A 19,000-nucleotide genomic window follows, 5' to 3' on the forward strand; every position below is an offset into this window, starting at 1 on the left:
CAACTGACCTGCCGATCAGTTCGCGTTAAACCCAGCTTCAAACTTCTTCTTCACCATGGAGGAAGGTCCGGCGGCAGAGGCGATGAGAAAGCAGCGATTCAATCTGCGATTGCGCGCACCATGACGAGGAAGGGCGAACGCGGTGGCGTCAAACACGGCAAAAATGGCTACGAACTTCGCCATTTTCAGTCATTTTTCCGCCGGATTGACCAACCATCATGCCAAGCGGAAACAGTTAGTACGAGTGCTCCAGCGTAAATTCGCCGTAGGAATTTCGATCGGAGACGAGGGAAGCCTGCAGCGAGAACGGCGATGAAGACGCTTTACGATTTACTCGGAGCTCTTCCGGACGATGACGCTGACGATATCCGGGCGGCCTTCCGCAAAGCGGTCAAAGAGAGCCACCCCGACGTCAATCCCGGCGATCCGGACGCCGCGCTGCGGTTTCGACAGATCATCCGCGCCAACGACATTCTCGGCGACAAGGAGCAGCGCACGGCCTATGACCGGCTGCTCGGAGCCGCGCAGGACGAGCATCGGCAGGATTCCAAGCTCGCGGTCGTCGCCAGGGTTCACACGGTCGCGTCCGGCGTGATGGCGCTGGCCGGGGCGTCCGCCTTGGCGCTGACGGGCTACCTGCTGTTCACGCACATGTCCTCGGCGTCCGTCGCGCCGCTCGAGCCGATCGTGGTTGCCACCAACAAGGTGAAGCCGAACGAGGTTCCCGCCAAGCCGATCGATGGCCCCACCGATGCGGCGACGGCCGTCGACGCGGCCGCAGGCAACGAGGCGGCTGCCGGCACAACGGTCGGAAACGCATCGGGCAGCAACAACGCGGCGTCCACCGAGCCACTGCCGCTGCGGGCCAGCAAGGTCGACGTGGTCTATTCGGCCGAGCAGGATCGCGCGCCCTGTGCGGCAGGCGCCACCGCACCATGCGGAGCAGATGCCATGCTCGCCGGGGGTACGGCCTCGAACGAGGCCCAGGCCCATCACGATCGTGGCATGGCCGCGTTCCAGAAGGGCGATTTCGCGGCGGCGCTGGCCGATCTCGACGCGGCGATCCAGCTCGATCCCCGCTACCATGAGGCCTATATCGACCGCGGCATCGTGTTCTATCGCATGCGCAAATTCGACCGCGCCTTTGCCGACGTCGCGGCCGCAAAGCGCATCGAGAAGACGAACCGCGCCGTGCTGGACGCGATGGCGAAGCGTCAGCCGCTGCGGCCGCTGAAGCTCGACCCGCCAAAATCCGACATCAAGGCGGAAACGCCGAAGGCAGAATCGCCGAGAGTGGCAGCGGCGGCGCCGATGCCCTCGCGGATGTCGACGGCGACGCCGGTCTATCCAACCAGCGACCCCAGCCGCGCGCCCTGAGCGATTGACGAAGATTTAAGGTAACTCCGAACCTTCGTCGCGCGAATCGTTCGCGCCCATCAACTGTTAGGAAAGGTGTCCCATGGTGGTCCCATGGGACATGGGCTGCTTTCCAGATTCATCCATCCGAACCCGGCGATCCGGCGCGAGCTCGTCGATCTGCTGTACACGTCTCTGCCGCAGGTCATGTCGATCAACGCGGCCGCCATCACCGGCTCGGTCACGCTTGCGGTCCTGCACGGCGATCCCGGCTACATCGCGATCTCATTCGCGATCATCGTCAACGCCATCGGTCGCGTGGTCAGCCTGCTGCGCTACAAACAATATGCGGGACGCCTGTCCGATCGCGACGTGATCCTGTGGGAGAAGGTGTACGCCGCGGGCGCCGCCGCCTTCGGCCTTGCGCTCGGCGCTCTCACCTTCCGCGCGTTCCAGCTCAACGATGCTCCGGGCGCATGGATCGCCTTCGGCCTGTCGATGTCCTATTGCGTCGGCATGGTGTCGCGCGCGGCGATCCGCCCGTGGGTCGTGCTGACGACAACCGCCGTGCTGCTCGCCCCGACGCTCGTCGCCGGGTTGATGCGCCCGGAGCTGCCCTATCAGCTCGGGGCCGTCCTGCTGGTGCTGTTCTGGTTCTCGATCCGCGAAGCCTCGCGCCATCTCAGCACCGCGTTCATCGAGCGGCTCGAGGCCAAGCACGCGCTGGCCCGCCAGGCCAACCATGATTTCCTGACCGACCTGCCCAACCGGGCGGCCTTCCTGGCTGCGCTTGAACGCACGACCGGGACTGTCGCGATCGTTGCCATCGATCTCGATGGCTTCAAGCCCGTCAACGACCGCCACGGTCACCACGCCGGCGACGACCTGCTGCGTCAGGTCGCAGCCCGGCTGTCGAGCTGTGTCGGCCGGGGCGGTCTCGCCGCGCGCTTCGGCGGCGATGAGTTCATGCTGCTGAAGCCGGTGGCGAGCGGCGCGGACGGACGCGACGAGGCGCTGGCGCTCGCGCGCGAGGCGGTCCGCTCGCTGTCGATGCCGTTCCTGCTGTCCGACATTCCCGTGGTGATCGGCGCCAGCGCCGGCCTGCTGGTGAACGACCGGCCGCTCACGGACGAGTCCATGGACGAGGTTCTGCGCCAGGTCGACAGCGCACTCTACGCCGCCAAGCGCGCCGGGGGCGGCTGCTGCACCTGGGCCGAAGCTGCGGACGGCGCGTTGCGGCAGGCGGGCTGACGCGCGGCCTTCGATCTCAGGCGACGATCACCTCGTGCAGCAGCGCGTCGATCTCCCCGGCGTCGAGCTCACCTTCGCGTCCGATCAGCACGAGCTGCGCCGTGAGGCCATCGGCGGGCGACACCGGCGACGGCGCCAAGGTGCCACGCGTCGCCACCGACTGAAACAGGATCGGCTGTCCCGGATGGTCGGTGAACAGCAGGATGCCCTTGATGCGCAGGGTGCGCGGCGCGAGCTTTCCGATCACCTGCTGGAAGCGGGCCAGCGACAGCGGAGCACGGGAGGTCCAGGTGAGGGTTGCGAAAGGTTGCGACATCGTCGGCCCCTGCTTGGGTAGCTCTCGCGGCGCGCGAATGTCGCGGCTGAACAGCAGGTCCGGCGCGACGACGCCATGCGATATCTCGAAGATCGCCGATTGCGGCTTGATGCCGCCGACGACGCCGCGAACCGCATCGAGCGCGGCGCGGTCGAGCAGATCGGCCTTGGTCAGCAGCACGAAATCGGCGGCGCGCAGTTGCGAGCGCCACAGCGCGTCCTGCGCGATCCCGGGATCATCGCGCAGCCGCTGCGGATCGACCAGCGTGACCACGGTCTCGAGCGGCGCGACCCTGAAGATCACGGGATCCATCAGGCTGCGGATGATCTCGGCGGGATCGGAGATGCCCGATGTTTCGATCACGATCGCATCGGGTGGCGGATCGCGCTTGATGACGGAGGACAGCGTGCGCAGCAGGTCGCCCTGCAGCGAGCAGCAGATGCAGCCGTTCTTGAGGCTGATCACGCCTTCGGTGACGGTGCCGAGCAGTTGCGCGTCGATGTCGACCGCGCCGAAGTCGTTGACAACGGCGGCGATGCGTCGCCCGCCCGGATTGGCGAGCAGATGATTGAGCAGGGTCGTCTTGCCGGCGCCGAGCGAGCCGGCAACCAGCAGGACCGGGACGTTCATGACAGGACCGGACGGCGCACGGCCTGTCCCGGCCTGACGTCGCGAACGAGCTCGCCATTGGCGATGACCGCGCGGCCATTGACAAGCAGATGCCTCACGCCCTCGGACGGCCGGTTCATGTTGAGGAAGTCGGCGCGGTCACGAAGGCCCACGAGATCGAGCACCGCGATGTCGGCGTCGCAGCCGGCCTGCAGCCGTCCCTTCTTGCGCATCGCGGGCGTCGACGGTTCCAGAATCCGGGCCGGAATCAGCGTGCACTTGGCGAGGCCCTCCATCAGCGGCACCGCCCTGCGGTCCAGCACCCATTCGCGCAGGAATTTGGTGAACGTCGCCGATGAGCGCGGATGCGACACCGCGTCATCCGGCAGCGGCCAGGCGTCGCCGGTGTAGTCGGTGCCGTTGGACAGGATCCACGGCATTGCATCGGAAGCGATGGCGCCGCCCGGAAACAGCACCGAGACGTCGAGCAGGTCGCGGTGGCGCTGGTTGACGGCGACATCGAGGAAATGGATCAGCACCAATGCGCCAGGATCGTCCTGCTGCCGCGCGAGCAATTCGTCGCGGCTGCCGAGCCGGTGGCGCTCGGCCACCATCTCGATAGCGTCATAGCCGGTGCCCATGCGCTGGCAGAACGCGGGGTCGGCGAAGAAGCCGGCGCCAACCACGGTCGAGCCGGTGCCGTAGGGATAGGCTTCAGTCGTGACCTTCAGGCCCTGCTTCTGCGCGGTCTGCACCAGTTCGGCGCAGCGCTCGACATCCTGCAGGCTCGTGCTGTTGAAATGGCAGATGTGCATGTGGGCGCCGGTCGAGCCGGCCAGCCCGATCAGCCGCGTGTAGGCATCGACCGAGCTGCGCGGATCGACGTTCGACATGTAGGCGATGTGCGTGTAGGTCGGCACATCGTGCCTGGCCGCCAGGCTGCACAGCTCCGACAGCTCCTTCATGCCGGTGCCGGGCGCGTAGGCGTTCGGGAAGGCGATGCCGAGTCCGCCCTGCTCCAGACCCTGCCGGGTGCGCTCGACGATCTCGGCGGTCTCGGCCGCGGTCGCGACCTCCTCGACCCATCGCTTGTCGCGCATCGCCTCGCCCATGCCGGCGATGTTGGACGCGGTCTGCTGGGTCGTCATCGTCGCGATGCGCGCGAACACCCAGCCCGACGCTGCGCCGTAATTCAGAAGGCGGCCGATCGCCGCCTGCTCGTCATACCAGCGCGCCACCGGCATCACGCCGATCTCGAGCTCGAGCGTCGTGGTGACGCCGTCGAACGCCTGCATGCGGTCCGCCGGCAGCGACTGGCCGTGGGCGTGCAGATCGATGAAGCCGGGTACGACGGCGAGGCCGGCCGCATCGACCACCTGATCGGCAGCCCCGCCGACATCGCCCACGGCAGCGATTGCGCCATCCTTGATGGCGACATCGGCCGTGGCGTCGAGCTTCGTTTCCGGGTCGAGCACGCGACCGCCGCGAATGATCAGATCGTAGTGAGGCATGAAATCAGCTGGGCTCGCGAAGTGGAACTGCTGAAAGCCCTAACACAGATGCGCGACGATGAGAACGCGGCGGGAGAGATCGATTCTCTCCGAGCCATGCGTGGCGCACTTATCAGTTCGTCGAACTGCCGCCCCCGCTCTTCCCCTTGCGCAAGCGATCGGTCAGGATTGCGAACAACGACCTCTCGGCATCCGCCGTTCGACAGAGGAGACCCGAATGGATTCGCCCACACGGCGCATCGCCGACTTCACCTGCGAGAAGCAGCCGGCGACCGGCGCGCGCGGGATGGTCGTCACCAACCATCCGCTCGCCTCCAGCGCCGGCGCCGAGATGCTGATGCGCGACGGCAACGCGATCGATGCCGCGGTCGCCGCACTGTTCGCGCTGACGGTGGTCGAGCCGATGATGGTCGGCATTCTGGGCGGCGGCCTGTCGCACATCCGACTTGCGGATGGACGGCACATCGTGCTCGACGGATTGAGCACCGCGCCGCGGCGCGCCACGCCAGGAATGTATGATCCGGTCTCCGACGAGATCGCGCTGGCGCGCGAGACGCGCGGCCGCCGCAATGTCGCAGGCGCGCTCGCGGTCGCCGTGCCCGGTGCGCTGAAGGGATGGTGCGAGGCCCTGTCGCGCTTCGGCCGGCTGCCGCTGGCCGAGGTGATGGCGCCGGCGATCCGGCTCGCCGAGCACGGCTTCATCGCCAGTCCCTATCTCAACGATTGCGTGCGGCTGGTCGCGGACGACCTCGCGCGCGATCCGCATCTCGCCGCGCTGTTCCTGCCGGACGGCACGCCGGTCAGGCCCGGCGCCCGCGTGATCCAGGCCGACTATGCCCGCTCGCTGCGGCTGATCGCGGAGCACGGTCCGGACGCTCTCTACGGCGGTCCGCTCGGGATCGCGCTGGCCAACTACATGGCCCAAAGTGGCGGCCTGATCGATGCGGCCGACCTCGCCGCCTACGCGGTGATCGAGCGCGCGCCGATCCGCGGGCTCTATCGCGGCCATGAGATCATCGGCCCCCCGCCGCCCTCGTCCGGCGGCGTGCACATCGTGCAGATGCTGAACATCCTCGAGGGCTTCGACGTCGGCGGGCTCGGCTTCGGCTCGGCCGACGGCGCCCATCTGCTCGCCGAAGCGCTGAAGATCGCCTTCGCCGATCGGGCGGTCGCCACCGCCGATCCTGCATTCGTCGACGTGCCGGTCGCGCGCCTGACATCCAAGACCTATGCCGCCGAGCGGCGGGCAGAGATCGACATGCGCCGGGCACGGAGCTTCGGTCCTGGGCTTGCGCCGACGGAGTCCGCCAACACCACCCATGTCACGGTCGCCGATGCCGCGGGCAACGTCGTCGCGGCGACCCAGACCATCAACGGCCTGTTCGGCGCCTGCGTACAGATCCCGGGCACCGGCATGACCGCCAACAACTACATGTACAATTTCGATCCGCATCCGGGCCGCGCGCTGTCGATCCAGCCGGGCAAGCGCGTCTTCACCTCGATGGCGCCGATGATGGCGCTGCGCGACGGCCGCCTGCGCTATGCGCTCGGCCTGCCCGGGGGCTTGCGCATCTTTCCTTCGGCCTTCCAGGCGCTGGTCAACCTGATCGACCACGGCATGTCGTTGCAGGAGGCGGTCGAGGCGCCGCGGCTGTGGACGCAGGGCGGCGCGCTCGAGCTGGAGCCGGCTTTCCCCGACCATGTGGCGCGGGAGCTCGCCGGACGCGGCCACGAGATCAAGCGCGAGCCGGTCGTGGCCGGCGGCATGAACGCGATCGCGTTCGGCGACGACGGCACGCTGACGGGTGCCGCGTGCTGGCGCGCCGACGGCACGCCGATCGCGATCTCCGGCGGGCGCGCCCGCGCCGGGCTCCGCTTCGCCATCGCGTGAGCTCTACAGGCGCTCTCGCATCATCCGCGCGATCGCCTCGCCGATCACGACGGTGGTGAAATGCGTGTTGGCGCGGCAGTCCGACGGCATGATCGAGGCGTCGGCGACGCGCAGGCCGGCAATGCCCTTCACGCGGCCGTCCGGATCGACCACGCCATCGTCATCGGTGAAGCCGCTCATGCGGCAGCTCCCGGCGGCATGCTGGATGTCGCCGGTGACCTGCCGCAGCAGCGCATCGAGCTCGGCATCGGGCAGCGCAGCCGCCTGCGGCAGGGTGAACTCCGTATCGCCGAGGCGAATCCAGTCGGCGATGTCGTGCAGCGCCGGCTGCACCGTGATCGGCGCCAGCCGCTTCACCGCATCGCGCATCCGCGCGATGTCGCGCGGATCGGCCAGCATGTTCTCCTCGACGATCGGATCCACGCGCGGATCGGTCGAGGCGAGCTTGAGCGTACCGCGCGAGAAGGCGTTGAACAGGCCGGCGCCGATCGCGCCGGGCACACCGATGCCGCGATGATTGAACGCGATCAGGATCATGTCGCGCTTGCCGCCGCCGGCGAGGCCCGACGAGTAGGTGACGCAGCAATTGGTGTGGCGGGTGTCGCGATCGGTCGGACGCAGCGCGTCGCGCAATTGAATGGTGGTGCGGAACAGCGGATGATCGAAGAAGTGCCGTCCCACGGGAAGATCGCGCAGCACGGCGATGCCGAGCGCCTGCAGATCCGCCGCGGGGCCGATGCCCGAGCGCAGCAGGATCGCCGGACTATGGATGGCGCCGGCGCACAGCACGACCTCGCGCGCCGCGATGTCCTTCACGCCTTCACCCTCGACATGGACGCGCACGCCGGTCGTCCTGCCGTCGCTGATCAGCAGCCGCTCGACCAGCGCCCGCCCGCGGATCTCGAGGTTCGAACGGCCGCGGGCCGGCTCCAGATAGGCCTCGTTGGTGGAGATGCGCCGGCCATTGCGGCTGTTGATCGGATAGCAGGCGACGCCCTCGCCGTCGGGCCCGTTGAGATCGTCGCACCAGGGATAACCGCTCGCCAGCGCGGCATCGCGCAGGCCGCGGTCGATCGGCCCCCATGTGTCAGGCGGTGCGCGGTAGACCGGAAGCGGCCCGCCGCGGCCGTGACCCTCGCGATCACCGAGCGCGAGATCGTCCTCGATCACCGCGAACAGCGGCATGATGTCCTTGGCCGACCATCCCGTGCAGCCATTGGCCGCCCATTCGTCGAACGCATCGGCCACGCCGCGGATCGCGATCTGGCCGTTCATCATCGAGCTGCCGCCCAGCCCCTTGCCGCGCCAGTAGAAGCGCATGTCCTGCCCGGCGACGCGGCGGGACATCAGCTGCGGCCACTGCCACTTCTCCTGGAAGGCGCGATCATGGATGATCGGAATCGGGTTCGGCGTCACGATCTCCCACGGCGCCTCGTCCGCCCGCCAGTCGGCGCCGGCCTCGAGCAGCAGGACCCGCGTCCGGGAGTCTTCCGACAGGCGTGCAGCCACGGCCGCGCCCGCGGAGCCGCCGCCGACCACAATGACGTCATACATGGACTGAATTCCCGCTGTTCTCTGGCATCGCAATCATGACGGCCAGCTTGCGCTGCCGCGAGCGATCCGTGAAGCCCTCGAAAACTCAGGCCACCAGCGTGCCGACGCAGAGCTGCGGCGCATCCTCGGCCACGAGACAGGAGGCCACGGCGATCACCTCGCGCGCCGATTTCCAGGCGCCGCCGCCGCCGGCCGGGCCATTGGTATAGAGCGTCTCGACCTCGTTGCCGATGCGGATCGCCTCCGCCATCGTCTCGGTCCGCCCGGCGACACGAATGCGCACCTCATGGGGCTCGGCACCCTCTGCGCGCTCGTCGCCATGCAGCGCATTCAGCCCGATCAGGTCGCAGCGCAGCTCGCTCACGGCCACGCCGGTGAGCGCGAGACGCTCGCGGACGATATCGAGCGCGAGGCGGCCGCGCGCGACCGCGCCAGGGCCGGCATAGGAGATCTGCCCCTCGCCGACATAGGAATCGAGATAGCCGACCGAGGTCTTCAGCAGTCCCGTCTTCGGCCGGCCGCGGCCGCCGACCACCCTGACCCGGTCCGCACCGAGCTCCTCGACGGTCACCTGCGAGAAATCCGCCACGACGTCGGGCTGGAAATATTGCGCGGGATCGTGGATCTCATAGAGCAACTGCTCCTTCACCGTTGCCGGCGTGACGCAGCCGCCGGAGCCCGCGACCTTGGTCACGATCAGTTCGCCATCCTCGCGCACCTCACCGATCGGAAAGCCGAGCCGGGCGAGATCGGGAACGTCCTTGAGTCCGGGATCGGCGAAATAGCCGCCGGTGATCTGGCCGGCGCATTCGAGCAGATGACCGACGACGGTGCCCTGCCCGAGCCGGTCCCAATCGTCCAAAGCCCAGCCGAACTCATGAATCAGGGGGCCGAGGAACAGCGCCGGATCGGCGGCGCGCCCGGTGATCACGACATCGGCTCCGCCCGCGAGCGCCTCCGCGATCGCGCCCGCGCCGACATAGGCGTTGGCGGAGACGACGCGATTGCCGAGGGCATGGATCGTGTCGCCGGTGTCGAGCACGACATCCGCTGTCTTCAACGGCTCCAGAACATCGTCGCCGGTCACGGCCGCGATCTTCAGCCCCGTCAATCCAAGCTGGCGCGCGATGGCGCGGGTGGCTTCGGCCGCGGCGACCGGATTGGCGGCGCCCATGTTGGTGACGATACGGACCTTGTTGGCGCGGCAGATCGGCAGCACCGCCTGCATGCGCGCCGCCAGCAGCGGATCATAGCCGGCGGCCGGATCCTTCATGCGCGCCTGCTGCGCCAGCGCGATCGTGCGCTCCGCAAGGCATTCGAACACGAGATAGTCCAGGCCGCCCTTCGCCGCGAGCTCCACCGCGGGCTCGATCCGGTCGCCGGAATAGCCCGCGCCGGCGCCGATCCTGATGCTTCGCATCGGCCGCTCCTCCTGACATCATGCGCCGTTCGTCGGCTTCTGCCGGCCACATTAGCGGCCGCGGTGCGACCTTGCCAACGTCCGCATCAGACGATCAGGCATGCTGCTCATCCGCGAGCGCCAGCGTCGGGACCGCGCTGCTCGCCGTGCATGCGACGGCAACGGCCATGTGCTCGTCGGCCCAGCACCATCGCTGGCCGCCGGCGCGCTTGGCGGCATAGAGCGCGCGATCGACCTGGCCGAGCAGCGCTTCCGTATCCGCCCGCCGATCCCCCGCGACCAGAACGCCGGCGCTGGCGCCGATCTGCACGCGCGTTCCAGCCAGCGTGAAGGGACGCGACAGCGCCGTCACCGCGGCTTGCGCGAGCGCGAGCGCAGCGTCACGTCCGGCTGCGGGCAGCAGCAGCATGAACTCGTCACCGCCGAACCGCGCCGCCAGCCCGGCTTCGCCGAGGCAATCCTGCAGGCGTGCGCCGACCTGGCACAACAGCTCGTCGCCGGCCTGATGGCCGAACCGGCCATTGACGAGCTTGAAGCCGTCGAGATCGACCGCAATGATCGCCACGGGACGATCGCACCGGCCGAGCGCGGTGATGAATGCAGCCCGGTTCGGCAGGCCGGTGAGGAAATCGCGCAGCGCCTGCCGCGCCAGCGCCTGCTCGGCCATGATGCGCTCGGTGAAGGCGGCCGTCAGCCGATAGGACGTCCCGCGCAGCGTGATCCAGAACAGCACCACCATGCCGGCGCCCATCCGGTAGACCGCCTCGGGCTGCATCAGGCAGGCGATGACGGTCGGGATCAGCAGCACCGCCGACGAGGTCATGACGATCCACGGGCTGACGCGCGACACGATGCCGACACAGAACGCCATCGACAGGCCGAAGCACATCCAGATCCCGGGCCCGTCGCCGATCTGGAACGCGCGGGCCGACAGCGCACCGATGGCCAGACCGAAGGCGGCGGCGCCGAGGCCGTAGAGGCGTTCCCAGCGAATGATGGCGTCGTGATCGAGCCGATCGAAGCGCGCGGCGAACATCCGCAGCTTGACCACGCGCAGCGCGCCGATCACCAGCAGCGCCACCGTGATCGCGGCGTAGCCCGGATCGTGCGCCACCCAGGCCATCACGCTGCCGATCACGACGGCCGCGACCGCGATCGTCCCGACCAGCGGCATCGAGCTGTACAGCAGGTGCGCGAGGTCGCGACGAATGTCCGGGTCCAATCGATGCATCGCAATTCCGTTTCGGCAATTGCGCGCACTCTCGTACCCACGCCTTAACGAAATCTCGCTGCACCCGCGAAGGGCTGCCATGCGCCGCGGATGCTTAAGAGATGCTCACCGCAACCCTGACAATGCGAATGATGTCAGCGCATGACGCGCCAGAGCGACACAGGGCGTCGGATCAGCTCGCCCAATTGTCGCGGAACTCGCCGAACAGCGTGATGCCGCCGCAGGCATAGATCGTCTGTCCGGTGATGTAGCTCGCCTCGGACGAGGCGAGAAAGGCGAATACGCCGGCGATCTCTTCCGGGCTCGCTACCCGCCCCATCGGAATGTGGGACTCGACCGCCGCGCGCTTGGCCGGGTCTCCGGTCCAGGCGGCGTTGATCGGCGTGTCGACCGCGCCGGGCCCGACCGAATTGACGCGGATGCCGCGGCCGGCGAATTCGAGCGCGAGGGTCCGGGTGAGGCCCGCCATCGCGCTCTTGCTGATCGAATAAGCGAGATAGCCGGGCTTCGGAATGATCTGGTGCACGCTCGACGTATTGATGATGTTGCCGCCGCCGCGCGCGACGAAATGCGCCAGCGCATGACGCGCGCACAGCACCGCGCCGTTGAGATTGACATCGAGGATCTTGCGATAGGCGTCGACGTCGAGCGCCTCGCTCGGCGATTCCCGCTGGAAGCCGGCATTGTTGACCAGGCAGTCGAGCCGGGGCCAGCGCGTCAGCACGGTCTCGAACATCTCGGCGATCTCGGCCTCGACGCCGATGTCGGCCTTCACGGCGAAATGATCGCGCGCGCCGTGACCATGCGCGGCGGAGGCCGCGTGCACCAGCGCCAGGGTCTCATCGCCCGATGGCGACGGACCGCCGAAATTGATCGCGACATGCGCGCCCTCCTCGGCAAAGCGCACCGCGATCGCGCGGCCGATGCCTTGGGCCGCACCGGTCACCAGCGCGTAATGTCCGGCGAGACGCGATGGCTGCTGCATGGGTTCCTCCGGGGATCGGTTGACGCTCGAAACGACAATCGAGGATCACCATACGATCATCTGCTCCGGCCATCTGTTATCCACACGGATGCGCCCCATCAAGACCAGTCTGCATCGGACGAACGGGGAGCATCGGTGCAGTAGAGCTTGGATCGCAATGGTGCCTGCGATTCGGGCTTCGCCCACGTGACCATTGAGGAAAGGTTACCGCGATCTTCAAAACGGCTCTACAATCTAAGATTGCTGAATGTGTGAACCGCTTCACGGTTCGACGCGCCGCCACTGGACTACAATCCTTGCGTTTCCAACCATCCGATATTGAGGAGGACGATTATGATCGAAGCCGGCCTGCACAATTTCCAAGTCCTTCGTGGCCTCACTTCGGCCAATTCGCTGCTGAGCGGCGCGACCAACGGCAGCGTCAGCTTGTCCAGCGAGGACGGCAAGGCAGGTGAGCTCCAAGGCTGGGACTTGGTGCCCGTTGCCGATTTTCCCGGCGTGTACAACATCAGGGTGCAGGGTGGCACTGAGCCCAAATATACGTATCTGAGTTGCACATCCGACGGCGAGACAGTCAACCTGATCGCCGAGGACGATCTCAGCGGGCGGCAGCGCTGGCGGTTCGTTCCCGCAGATTCGCCGATCTGCGAATACTACCAGATCATCGTGGTCGGTGGGACCAGTGGCGGCCGCGTCTATCTGAGTTGCACCTCGGACGGCAAGCAGGTGAACCTCATCAAGGATGATGATGGGTCCGGGCGGCAGCGCTGGCAAGCGCAGAAAATCCAGACTTGAAGTTCAGGCCACCCATCTTCAGTTACGGGCTCCCGCCGCGGCGGCAGCCTCACCTCCGATGACCCCGTCCAAGGCATACGCGCTGGACTTCGCGATACAACGCGATACGGTCAATCCCGCAGGCGGTCGTCGACATCGCCTGCGGCGCTGCTTGTCCGCACTTCGTCGACAACGACTCCTCGGACGTTCGCGACGAAGACCCGTGGCGGGCGCGCGGGCCAACGAGCGGCAAGCGGGTCCTTCATGTATCTCGGCATCGATCTTGGAACATCCGCGGTCAAGACGATCATCGTCGATGACGCGCAGCGCGTCGTTGCGAGCCGCAGCCGCGCCTTGACGATGGACGTGCCGCGACCGGGCTGGGCCGAGCAGGACCCCGCCGCCTGGATCGCCGCGGTGTTCGCCACGCTCGATGCGCTCAAGGCCGATCATCCCGGCGCGTTGACGGCGGTGGACGCCATCGGCCTGTCGGGCCAGATGCATGGCCCGGTGCTGCTCGATGCCGCGATGAATCCGTTGCGGCCCTGCATTCTCTGGAACGACGGGCGGTCGGAGCGGGAATGCCTCGCGCTGGAGCAGCGCTGGCCCGCCTTGCGCATGATCACCGGCAACAAGGCGATGCCTGGTTTTGCCGCGCCGAAGCTGATGTGGATCGCGGCGCACGAGCCCGAGATCTTCGCGGCCACGCGGCTGGTTCTGCTGCCAAAGGCCTATGTCCGGCTGGTGCTGACGGGCGATGTGATCGAGGACATGTCCGATGCGTCCGGCTCGCTCTGGCTCGATGTCGTCGGGCGCGACTGGTCGGACGAGGGCCTCGCCGCCACCGGCCTGACGCGTGCGCAGATGCCGCGCCTCGTCGAAGGCTGCGCGCCGGCGGGCCGGTTGCGCAGCGACCTCGCGGAACGCTGGGGCATGACGAAGCGTCCGGCCTTCGCGGGCGGCGCGGGCGACAACCCGGCCGGTGCCGTCGGCATCGGCGCTGTCAGGCCGGGCGCCACTTTCATCACGCTCGGCACGTCCGGCGCCGTGATCACGCCGGTCGACGCCGTCACGGCCAATCCCGAGCGCGTCGTTCACACCTTCTGTCATGCCGTCCCTGCGATGTGGCTGCAGGCCGGCGCGATGCTGTCGGCGGCCTCATGCCTCGCCTGGGTCGCGCGGCTGCTTGGCGCGAGCGAAACGGAGCTGCTTGCCCCGCTGGGCGCACGGCCCGCCGCGCCGTCGCCGGTCAGCTTCCTGCCCTATCTCGCGGGCGAGCGGACGCCGCATGACGATCCCCATGCCCGCGGCCTGCTCGACGGCCTGAGTCATGCGACAGATCGCAGCGTCATCGTCCAGGCGGTGCTCGAGGGCGTTGCCTTCGCCCTGGCCGACTGCCGCGACGCGCTGAGGGAAACCGGCCTCGTGATTGCCGAAGCGGATGCGATCGGCGGCGGATCGCGCTCCGACCTCTGGCTGGCGATCCTGGCTGATGTCCTCGGCATTCCCGTTCATCGGCTGGCCGAGGGCGAGACCGGCGCCGCCTTCGGCGCGGCCCGGCTGGCACGTCTTGCCGTTACCGGCGAGGACATCGGCGCGGTCTGCACGCCGCCCGCGCGCATGCGGACCTTCGCGCCGGACGTCGCGCTGTCGGCAGCCTATGCCGAGCGGCGGCCGCGCTGGCAACAGCTCTATCGTCGGCCGAGCTAACCCGATCTCCGAAAGGCATTCGTCGCGGCGACGCGTTGCAGCGGCGTCTCTTTCATATTGTATTCGGCAACAGCCTCTAGTTTAATGGCTACCCCGCGCCAGCGATCAACGAGCCGCGGACGACAAGACGACGTGCATTGGGAGGCACGATGAGCGGTCCGATCCTCGAGATGCGAGGGGTGTCGAAGTCATTCTTCACCATCAAGGCCCTGCACAAGGTCGACCTCACCGTCTATGCCGGCGAAGTCCATGCGCTGATGGGCGAAAACGGTGCCGGCAAATCCACGCTGATGAAGATTCTCTCCGGCGCCTATCGCCCCGATCCCGGCGGCGAGATCCGCATCGAGGGCCGGCCGGTGCGCATTGAGGGACCGATGGGCGGCCGCAACGCCGGCATTTCGATCATCTACCAGGAGTTGTCGCTGGCGCCGAACCTGACGGTTGCCGAAAACATCTATCTCGGGCGCGAGCTGTCGCAGAGCGGCCTGCTCGCGCGCAGCACCATGCACGAGGGCGCTGGACCGATCCTGGACCGGCTCGGCGCCGATTTCACAGCCTCCACCCTGGTGGCCGAGTTGTCGATGGGCCAGCGCCAGCTGGTGGAGATTGCCCGCGCGCTGCATGCACGATCCAAGATCCTGATCATGGACGAGCCGACGACCTCCCTGTCCGCCGGCGAAAGCGAGAAGCTGTTCGCGCTGATCCGCCAGCTGCGCGCCGAGGGGCTCGCCATCATCTACATCTCGCATCGCATGGACGAGGTCTATGCGCTCGGCGACCGCGTCACGGTGCTCCGCGACGGCCGGCTGGTCGGCTCGCTCGACAAGCCGGAGATCCGCGCCGACAGCATCGTCCGCATGATGGTCGGCCGCGACGTGTCGTCGTTCTACAAGAAGGATCACGACCCGCACGCCAAGCGTGACCGCGCAGTGCTCAGCGCCGTCGATCTCGGCGACGGCCATCGCGTCAAGAACTGCTCGCTGACCGTTCATGCCGGCGAGGTGGTCGGCCTCGCCGGGCTGATCGGCGCCGGACGCACCGAGCTCGCGCATCTCATCATCGGCGCCGCGCCGAAGACGACCGGACACATCGAGCTCGACGGCGAGAAAGTCAGCATCGACACGCCGCGCGATGCGCTCGATGCCGGGATCGCCTATCTGACCGAGGACCGGAAGGCGCTGGGCCTGTTTCTCGACATGTCCTGCGCCGACAACATCAACCTCGCCGTGATCGGACGCGACGCGAAGCTCGGCGGCATTCTCGATCGCGACAAGGCGAAGACGCGCGCCGACGAAGCATTCGCCGCGCTCGGCATCCGCGCCCCCAATCCCGGCGTCACCGTCGGCGGGCTGTCGGGCGGCAATCAGCAGAAGGTGCTGCTGTCGCGCCTGCTTGCGACCGCGCCGAAGGTCCTGATCCTGGACGAGCCGACGCGCGGCGTCGACGTCGGCGCCAAGTCCGAGATCTATTCGATCATCGACAATCTCGCCAAGTCGGGCACCGCGATCCTGGTGATCTCGTCCGATTTGCCGGAGATCCTCGGCATCTGCGACCGCGTGCTGGTGATGCGCGAAGGGCACCTGGCCGGCGAGCTGCAGCAGAGCACGACATCACCCATCACCCAGGAAGACATCATGGCGCTGGCCACCGGGACGGAGCACGTCGATGCCTGACAACAGTTCGTCGCAAGCCAAGACCGCGCCTTCATCCGGCCTGCCGTCCGCGTCGGACAACAAGCAGCAGCGGCTGCGGCTGATGATCCGCGCCGCCGGCATGCTGCCGGTGCTGCTCATCCTTTGCGTCGGCTTCCACCTGCTGTCGGAGGGACGCTTCTTCACCGGACAGAATCTCGGCATCGTGCTGCAGCAGGCCGCGGTCAACACCGTGCTCGCCGCCGGGATGACCTTTGTCATCCTGACCGGCGGCATCGATCTCTCGGTCGGCTCGATCCTGGCCGCTGCGGCGATGGCCGGGCTGACACTGTCGAAGATGCCAGATCTCGGCGCGCTGTGGCTGCCGGCCGCGGTGCTGACGGGCCTTGCCTTCGGTGTCGTCAATGGCGCGCTGATCGCGCTGTTGCGGCTGCCGCCGTTCATCGTGACCCTCGGATCGCTCACCGCGGTGCGCGGTCTCGCCCGCCTGATGGGTGGCGACACCACCGTGTTCAACCCGTCCATTCCCTATGCCTTCATCGGCAACGCCTCGCTGACGATCATTCCGGGCGTCGTCTCGATCCCCTGGCTGTCGGTGATCGCGTTGCTCGTGATCCTCGGCTCCTGGCTGATCCTGCGCCGGACCGTGCTCGGCGTGCACATCTATGCCGTCGGCGGCAATGAGAGCGCGGCGCGGCTCGCCGGCATCAAGGTCTGGGCGGTGCTGATCTTCGTCTACGGCATGTCCGGCCTGCTCGCCGGCCTCGGCGGCGGCATGCAGGCGGCGCGGCTCTATGCGGCGAACGGCCTGCAGCTCGGCCAGTCCTACGAGCTCGACGCCATCACCGCGGTCATTCTCGGCGGCACGTCGTTCGTCGGCGGCATCGGCTCGATCTGGGGCACCTTGGTCGGCGCGCTCATCATCGCGGTGTTGTCGAACGGGCTCATCCTGGTCGGCGTGTCCGACATCTGGCAATACGTCATCAAGGGCCTCGTGATCATCGGCGCCGTCGCGCTCGACCGCTACCGGCTGCAGGGCTCGGCCCGCACCTGAGACGACATGGCGGGCTCCACCGGGGCCCGCCGCAACGCATTCTTCCACGGCCACTGGTCCGCCGTGCGTAGACGAACAGGAAGGGCCAGGGAGGAAACCAATGTTGAAGTCGGTTTTGTTTGCCGGTGCCGCGCTTGCGCTCGTGATGAGCTCCGCGCCGTCGTCGGCCAAGGAGCTGAAATCGATCGGCGTCTCGCTGGGCTCGCTCGGCAATCCGTTCTTCGTCGCGTTGTCGAAGGGCGCGGAGTTCGAGGCCAAGAAGACCAACCCGAACGTCAAGATCACCGCGGTCGGCTTCGAATACGATCTCGGCAAGCAGGTCACCCAGATCGACAACTTCATCGCCGCGGGCGTCGACATGATCCTGCTCAATCCGGGTGATCCGAAGGCGGTGGGTCCTGCGATCAAGAAGGCGCAGGCCGCCGGCATCATCGTCGTCGCGGTCGACACCGCGGCCGAGGGCGCCGACGCCACCGTGACCACCAACAACGTGCAGGCCGGCGAGATCTCGTGCCAGTACATCGTCGACAAGCTCGGCGGCAAGGGCGACGTCATCATCGAGAACGGGCCGCAGGTGTCGGCCGTGATCGACCGCGTCAACGGCTGCAAGAGCGTGTTCGCCAAGGCTCCTGGCATCAAGGTGCTGTCGAGCGACCAGGACGGCAAGGGTTCGCGCGAGGGCGGCCTCACGGTGACGCAGGGCTATCTGACGCGCTTCCCCAAGATCGACGCGATCTTCGCCATCAACGATCCGCAGGCGATCGGCACCGATCTCGCCGCGCGTCAGCAGGGGCGCACCGGCATCGTCATCACCGCGGTCGACGGCGCGCCCGACATCGAAGCCGCGCTGAAGGATCCGGCCTCGCAGCAGATCCAGGCCTCGGCCTCGCAGGATCCGTTCTTCATGGCGCGCCGCGCCGTGCAGATCGGCGTCGGCCTGCTCGACGGCCAGAAGCCCGCCTCGACCGTCGAGCTGCTGCCCTCCAAGCTGATCACGCGCGACAATGTCGGCGAGTACAAGGGCTGGACCTCGGAGCGGAAGGAATAGCCAGGAATAGCCGACCCGACATAGCTCGAACATCCCACATGAGGTTCGGCGCCGCCCCTTGCCGGGCGGCGTCTTGCTTTGGGAACTGAAATGCGCGGGCGTCACGACAATCAGCATGGCAGTCCACGTCTGTCGCATTTGCGACAATGATCCACTTGATCGGGCGGTGCAGATCGCCCTCCCCGCTGGTCCGGAACTTGCGTGGGCCTGCCTGACGGCATCAATCAGCAGGCGATCCGATGGCTTTCACCGCAGTCTGTCCGACAACCGCCATGGCCGAAGGCGGCATGGGCCTGTACCAGGTCGGCAAGAAGAGCGTGCTGCTGCTCTGGCCCGCCGGCGGCGAGCTGAAGGCCTTTCGCGGCCGTTGCCCGCATGCCGACGTGCCGCTGACGGAGGCGACGTTCGACGGCAAGACGATCACCTGCCCGCACCATCAATGGGGCTTCGACGGCGGCAGCGGCAAGTGCGTCACGCATCTGGTCCGCAACGCGCTGCACGCCTATCCCCTGCAGGTCGAAGGCGGCGAGATCCAGGTCGATGTCGGTCCGATCAAGCCGGCGCGTGCTCCGGCTTGATCGGCACATCGAAGACGAGAGCAACCGCGAGGCACTTCCCTGTCCGTGCTGCGAACGGAC

General features: G+C 67.5%; 16 protein-coding genes. 9 read left to right on the top strand and 7 right to left on the bottom strand.

Features of this window, described 5'->3' with window-relative positions; translation table 11 throughout:
- Positions 1 to 15 precede the first annotated feature (15 nt).
- On the bottom strand, positions 16 to 183 hold the full coding sequence (locus tag ACQR1D_RS21700) for a hypothetical protein (RefSeq protein WP_315804823.1): 168 nt from the start codon (positions 181 to 183) through the stop codon (positions 16 to 18).
- A 129-nt stretch (positions 184 to 312) separates the two neighbouring features.
- Between ACQR1D_RS21700 and ACQR1D_RS21705 the strand changes: the two genes are divergently transcribed.
- Both ACQR1D_RS21705 and ACQR1D_RS21710 read left to right on the top strand, forming a co-directional pair.
- Positions 313 to 1,377 (top strand): DnaJ domain-containing protein, encoded by a 1,065-nt coding sequence (locus ACQR1D_RS21705; RefSeq protein WP_434838631.1) that lies wholly within the window; start codon positions 313 to 315, stop codon positions 1,375 to 1,377.
- A gap of 93 nt (positions 1,378 to 1,470) precedes the next feature.
- Entirely contained in the window at positions 1,471 to 2,607 is a 1,137-nt protein-coding gene (locus tag ACQR1D_RS21710) for a GGDEF domain-containing protein (RefSeq protein WP_316238115.1), read from the top strand.
- A gap of 16 nt (positions 2,608 to 2,623) precedes the next feature.
- Here the strand turns inward: ACQR1D_RS21710 and ACQR1D_RS21715 are convergent, their stop codons facing one another.
- Both ACQR1D_RS21715 and ACQR1D_RS21720 read right to left on the bottom strand, forming a co-directional pair.
- On the bottom strand, positions 2,624 to 3,553 hold the full coding sequence (locus ACQR1D_RS21715) for a CobW family GTP-binding protein (protein ID WP_434838630.1): 930 nt from the start codon (positions 3,551 to 3,553) through the stop codon (positions 2,624 to 2,626).
- Positions 3,550 to 5,043, bottom strand: a complete 1,494-nt coding sequence (locus ACQR1D_RS21720; protein ID WP_434838629.1) for an amidohydrolase family protein — start codon at positions 5,041 to 5,043, stop codon at positions 3,550 to 3,552. Before ACQR1D_RS21720 ends, ACQR1D_RS21715 begins: the two co-directional genes overlap by 4 nt.
- Positions 5,044 to 5,260: 217 nt before the next feature.
- Between ACQR1D_RS21720 and ggt the strand changes: the two genes are divergently transcribed.
- The gene (gene ggt / locus ACQR1D_RS21725) at positions 5,261 to 6,934 is read left to right on the top strand and encodes a gamma-glutamyltransferase (RefSeq protein WP_434838628.1); all 1,674 of its coding nucleotides are present in this window, start codon (positions 5,261 to 5,263) and stop codon (positions 6,932 to 6,934) included.
- A 3-nt stretch (positions 6,935 to 6,937) separates the two neighbouring features.
- Here the strand turns inward: ggt and ACQR1D_RS21730 are convergent, their stop codons facing one another.
- The 4 genes from ACQR1D_RS21730 to ACQR1D_RS21745 all read right to left on the bottom strand — a co-directional run bounded on the left by ACQR1D_RS21730 (position 6,938) and on the right by ACQR1D_RS21745 (position 12,124).
- A complete protein-coding gene (locus tag ACQR1D_RS21730; protein WP_434838627.1) occupies positions 6,938 to 8,488 on the bottom strand; it encodes a GMC family oxidoreductase in 1,551 nt (516 codons plus the stop codon).
- Positions 8,489 to 8,573: 85 nt separating this feature from the next.
- Positions 8,574 to 9,908 carry an acyclic terpene utilization AtuA family protein gene (locus ACQR1D_RS21735; RefSeq protein ID WP_434838626.1) on the bottom strand — a complete coding sequence of 445 codons (1,335 nt, stop codon included), beginning with the start codon at positions 9,906 to 9,908 and terminating at the stop codon, positions 8,574 to 8,576.
- Positions 9,909 to 10,002: 94 nt separating this feature from the next.
- Positions 10,003 to 11,139, bottom strand: coding sequence for a diguanylate cyclase domain-containing protein (locus ACQR1D_RS21740; RefSeq protein ID WP_434838625.1), 1,137 nt, complete (start codon positions 11,137 to 11,139; stop codon positions 10,003 to 10,005).
- 172 nt (positions 11,140 to 11,311) lie between these two features.
- Positions 11,312 to 12,124: a glucose 1-dehydrogenase gene (locus ACQR1D_RS21745; protein ID WP_434838624.1), complete on the bottom strand. Its 813-nt coding sequence runs from the start codon at positions 12,122 to 12,124 to the stop codon at positions 11,312 to 11,314.
- 333 nt (positions 12,125 to 12,457) lie between these two features.
- Between ACQR1D_RS21745 and ACQR1D_RS21750 the strand changes: the two genes are divergently transcribed.
- From ACQR1D_RS21750 to ACQR1D_RS21775, 6 genes are all read left to right on the top strand, one after another.
- Positions 12,458 to 12,919, top strand: a complete 462-nt coding sequence (locus ACQR1D_RS21750) for a hypothetical protein (protein ID WP_316216530.1) — start codon at positions 12,458 to 12,460, stop codon at positions 12,917 to 12,919.
- Between the two features lie 243 nt (positions 12,920 to 13,162).
- Positions 13,163 to 14,608, top strand: coding sequence for a xylulokinase (gene xylB, locus ACQR1D_RS21755; RefSeq protein WP_316216529.1), 1,446 nt, complete (start codon positions 13,163 to 13,165; stop codon positions 14,606 to 14,608).
- 149 nt (positions 14,609 to 14,757) lie between these two features.
- On the top strand, positions 14,758 to 16,281 hold the full coding sequence (locus ACQR1D_RS21760; RefSeq protein ID WP_434838623.1) for a sugar ABC transporter ATP-binding protein: 1,524 nt from the start codon (positions 14,758 to 14,760) through the stop codon (positions 16,279 to 16,281).
- Positions 16,274 to 17,314 (top strand): ABC transporter permease subunit, encoded by a 1,041-nt coding sequence (locus ACQR1D_RS21765; RefSeq protein ID WP_315804813.1) that lies wholly within the window; start codon positions 16,274 to 16,276, stop codon positions 17,312 to 17,314. Before ACQR1D_RS21760 ends, ACQR1D_RS21765 begins: the two co-directional genes overlap by 8 nt.
- 100 nt (positions 17,315 to 17,414) lie before the next feature.
- The gene (locus ACQR1D_RS21770) at positions 17,415 to 18,362 is read left to right on the top strand and encodes an ABC transporter substrate-binding protein (protein ID WP_434838622.1); all 948 of its coding nucleotides are present in this window, start codon (positions 17,415 to 17,417) and stop codon (positions 18,360 to 18,362) included.
- A 239-nt stretch (positions 18,363 to 18,601) separates the two neighbouring features.
- The gene (locus tag ACQR1D_RS21775; RefSeq protein ID WP_434838621.1) at positions 18,602 to 18,940 is read left to right on the top strand and encodes a Rieske 2Fe-2S domain-containing protein; all 339 of its coding nucleotides are present in this window, start codon (positions 18,602 to 18,604) and stop codon (positions 18,938 to 18,940) included.
- Positions 18,941 to 19,000: the final 60 nt, after the last annotated feature.

Origin of the sequence: Bradyrhizobium sp. HKCCYLRH2047, from assembly GCF_051168175.1 — a bacterium.
In the GTDB taxonomy this organism is placed as follows: Bacteria; Pseudomonadota; Alphaproteobacteria; order Rhizobiales; family Xanthobacteraceae; genus Bradyrhizobium.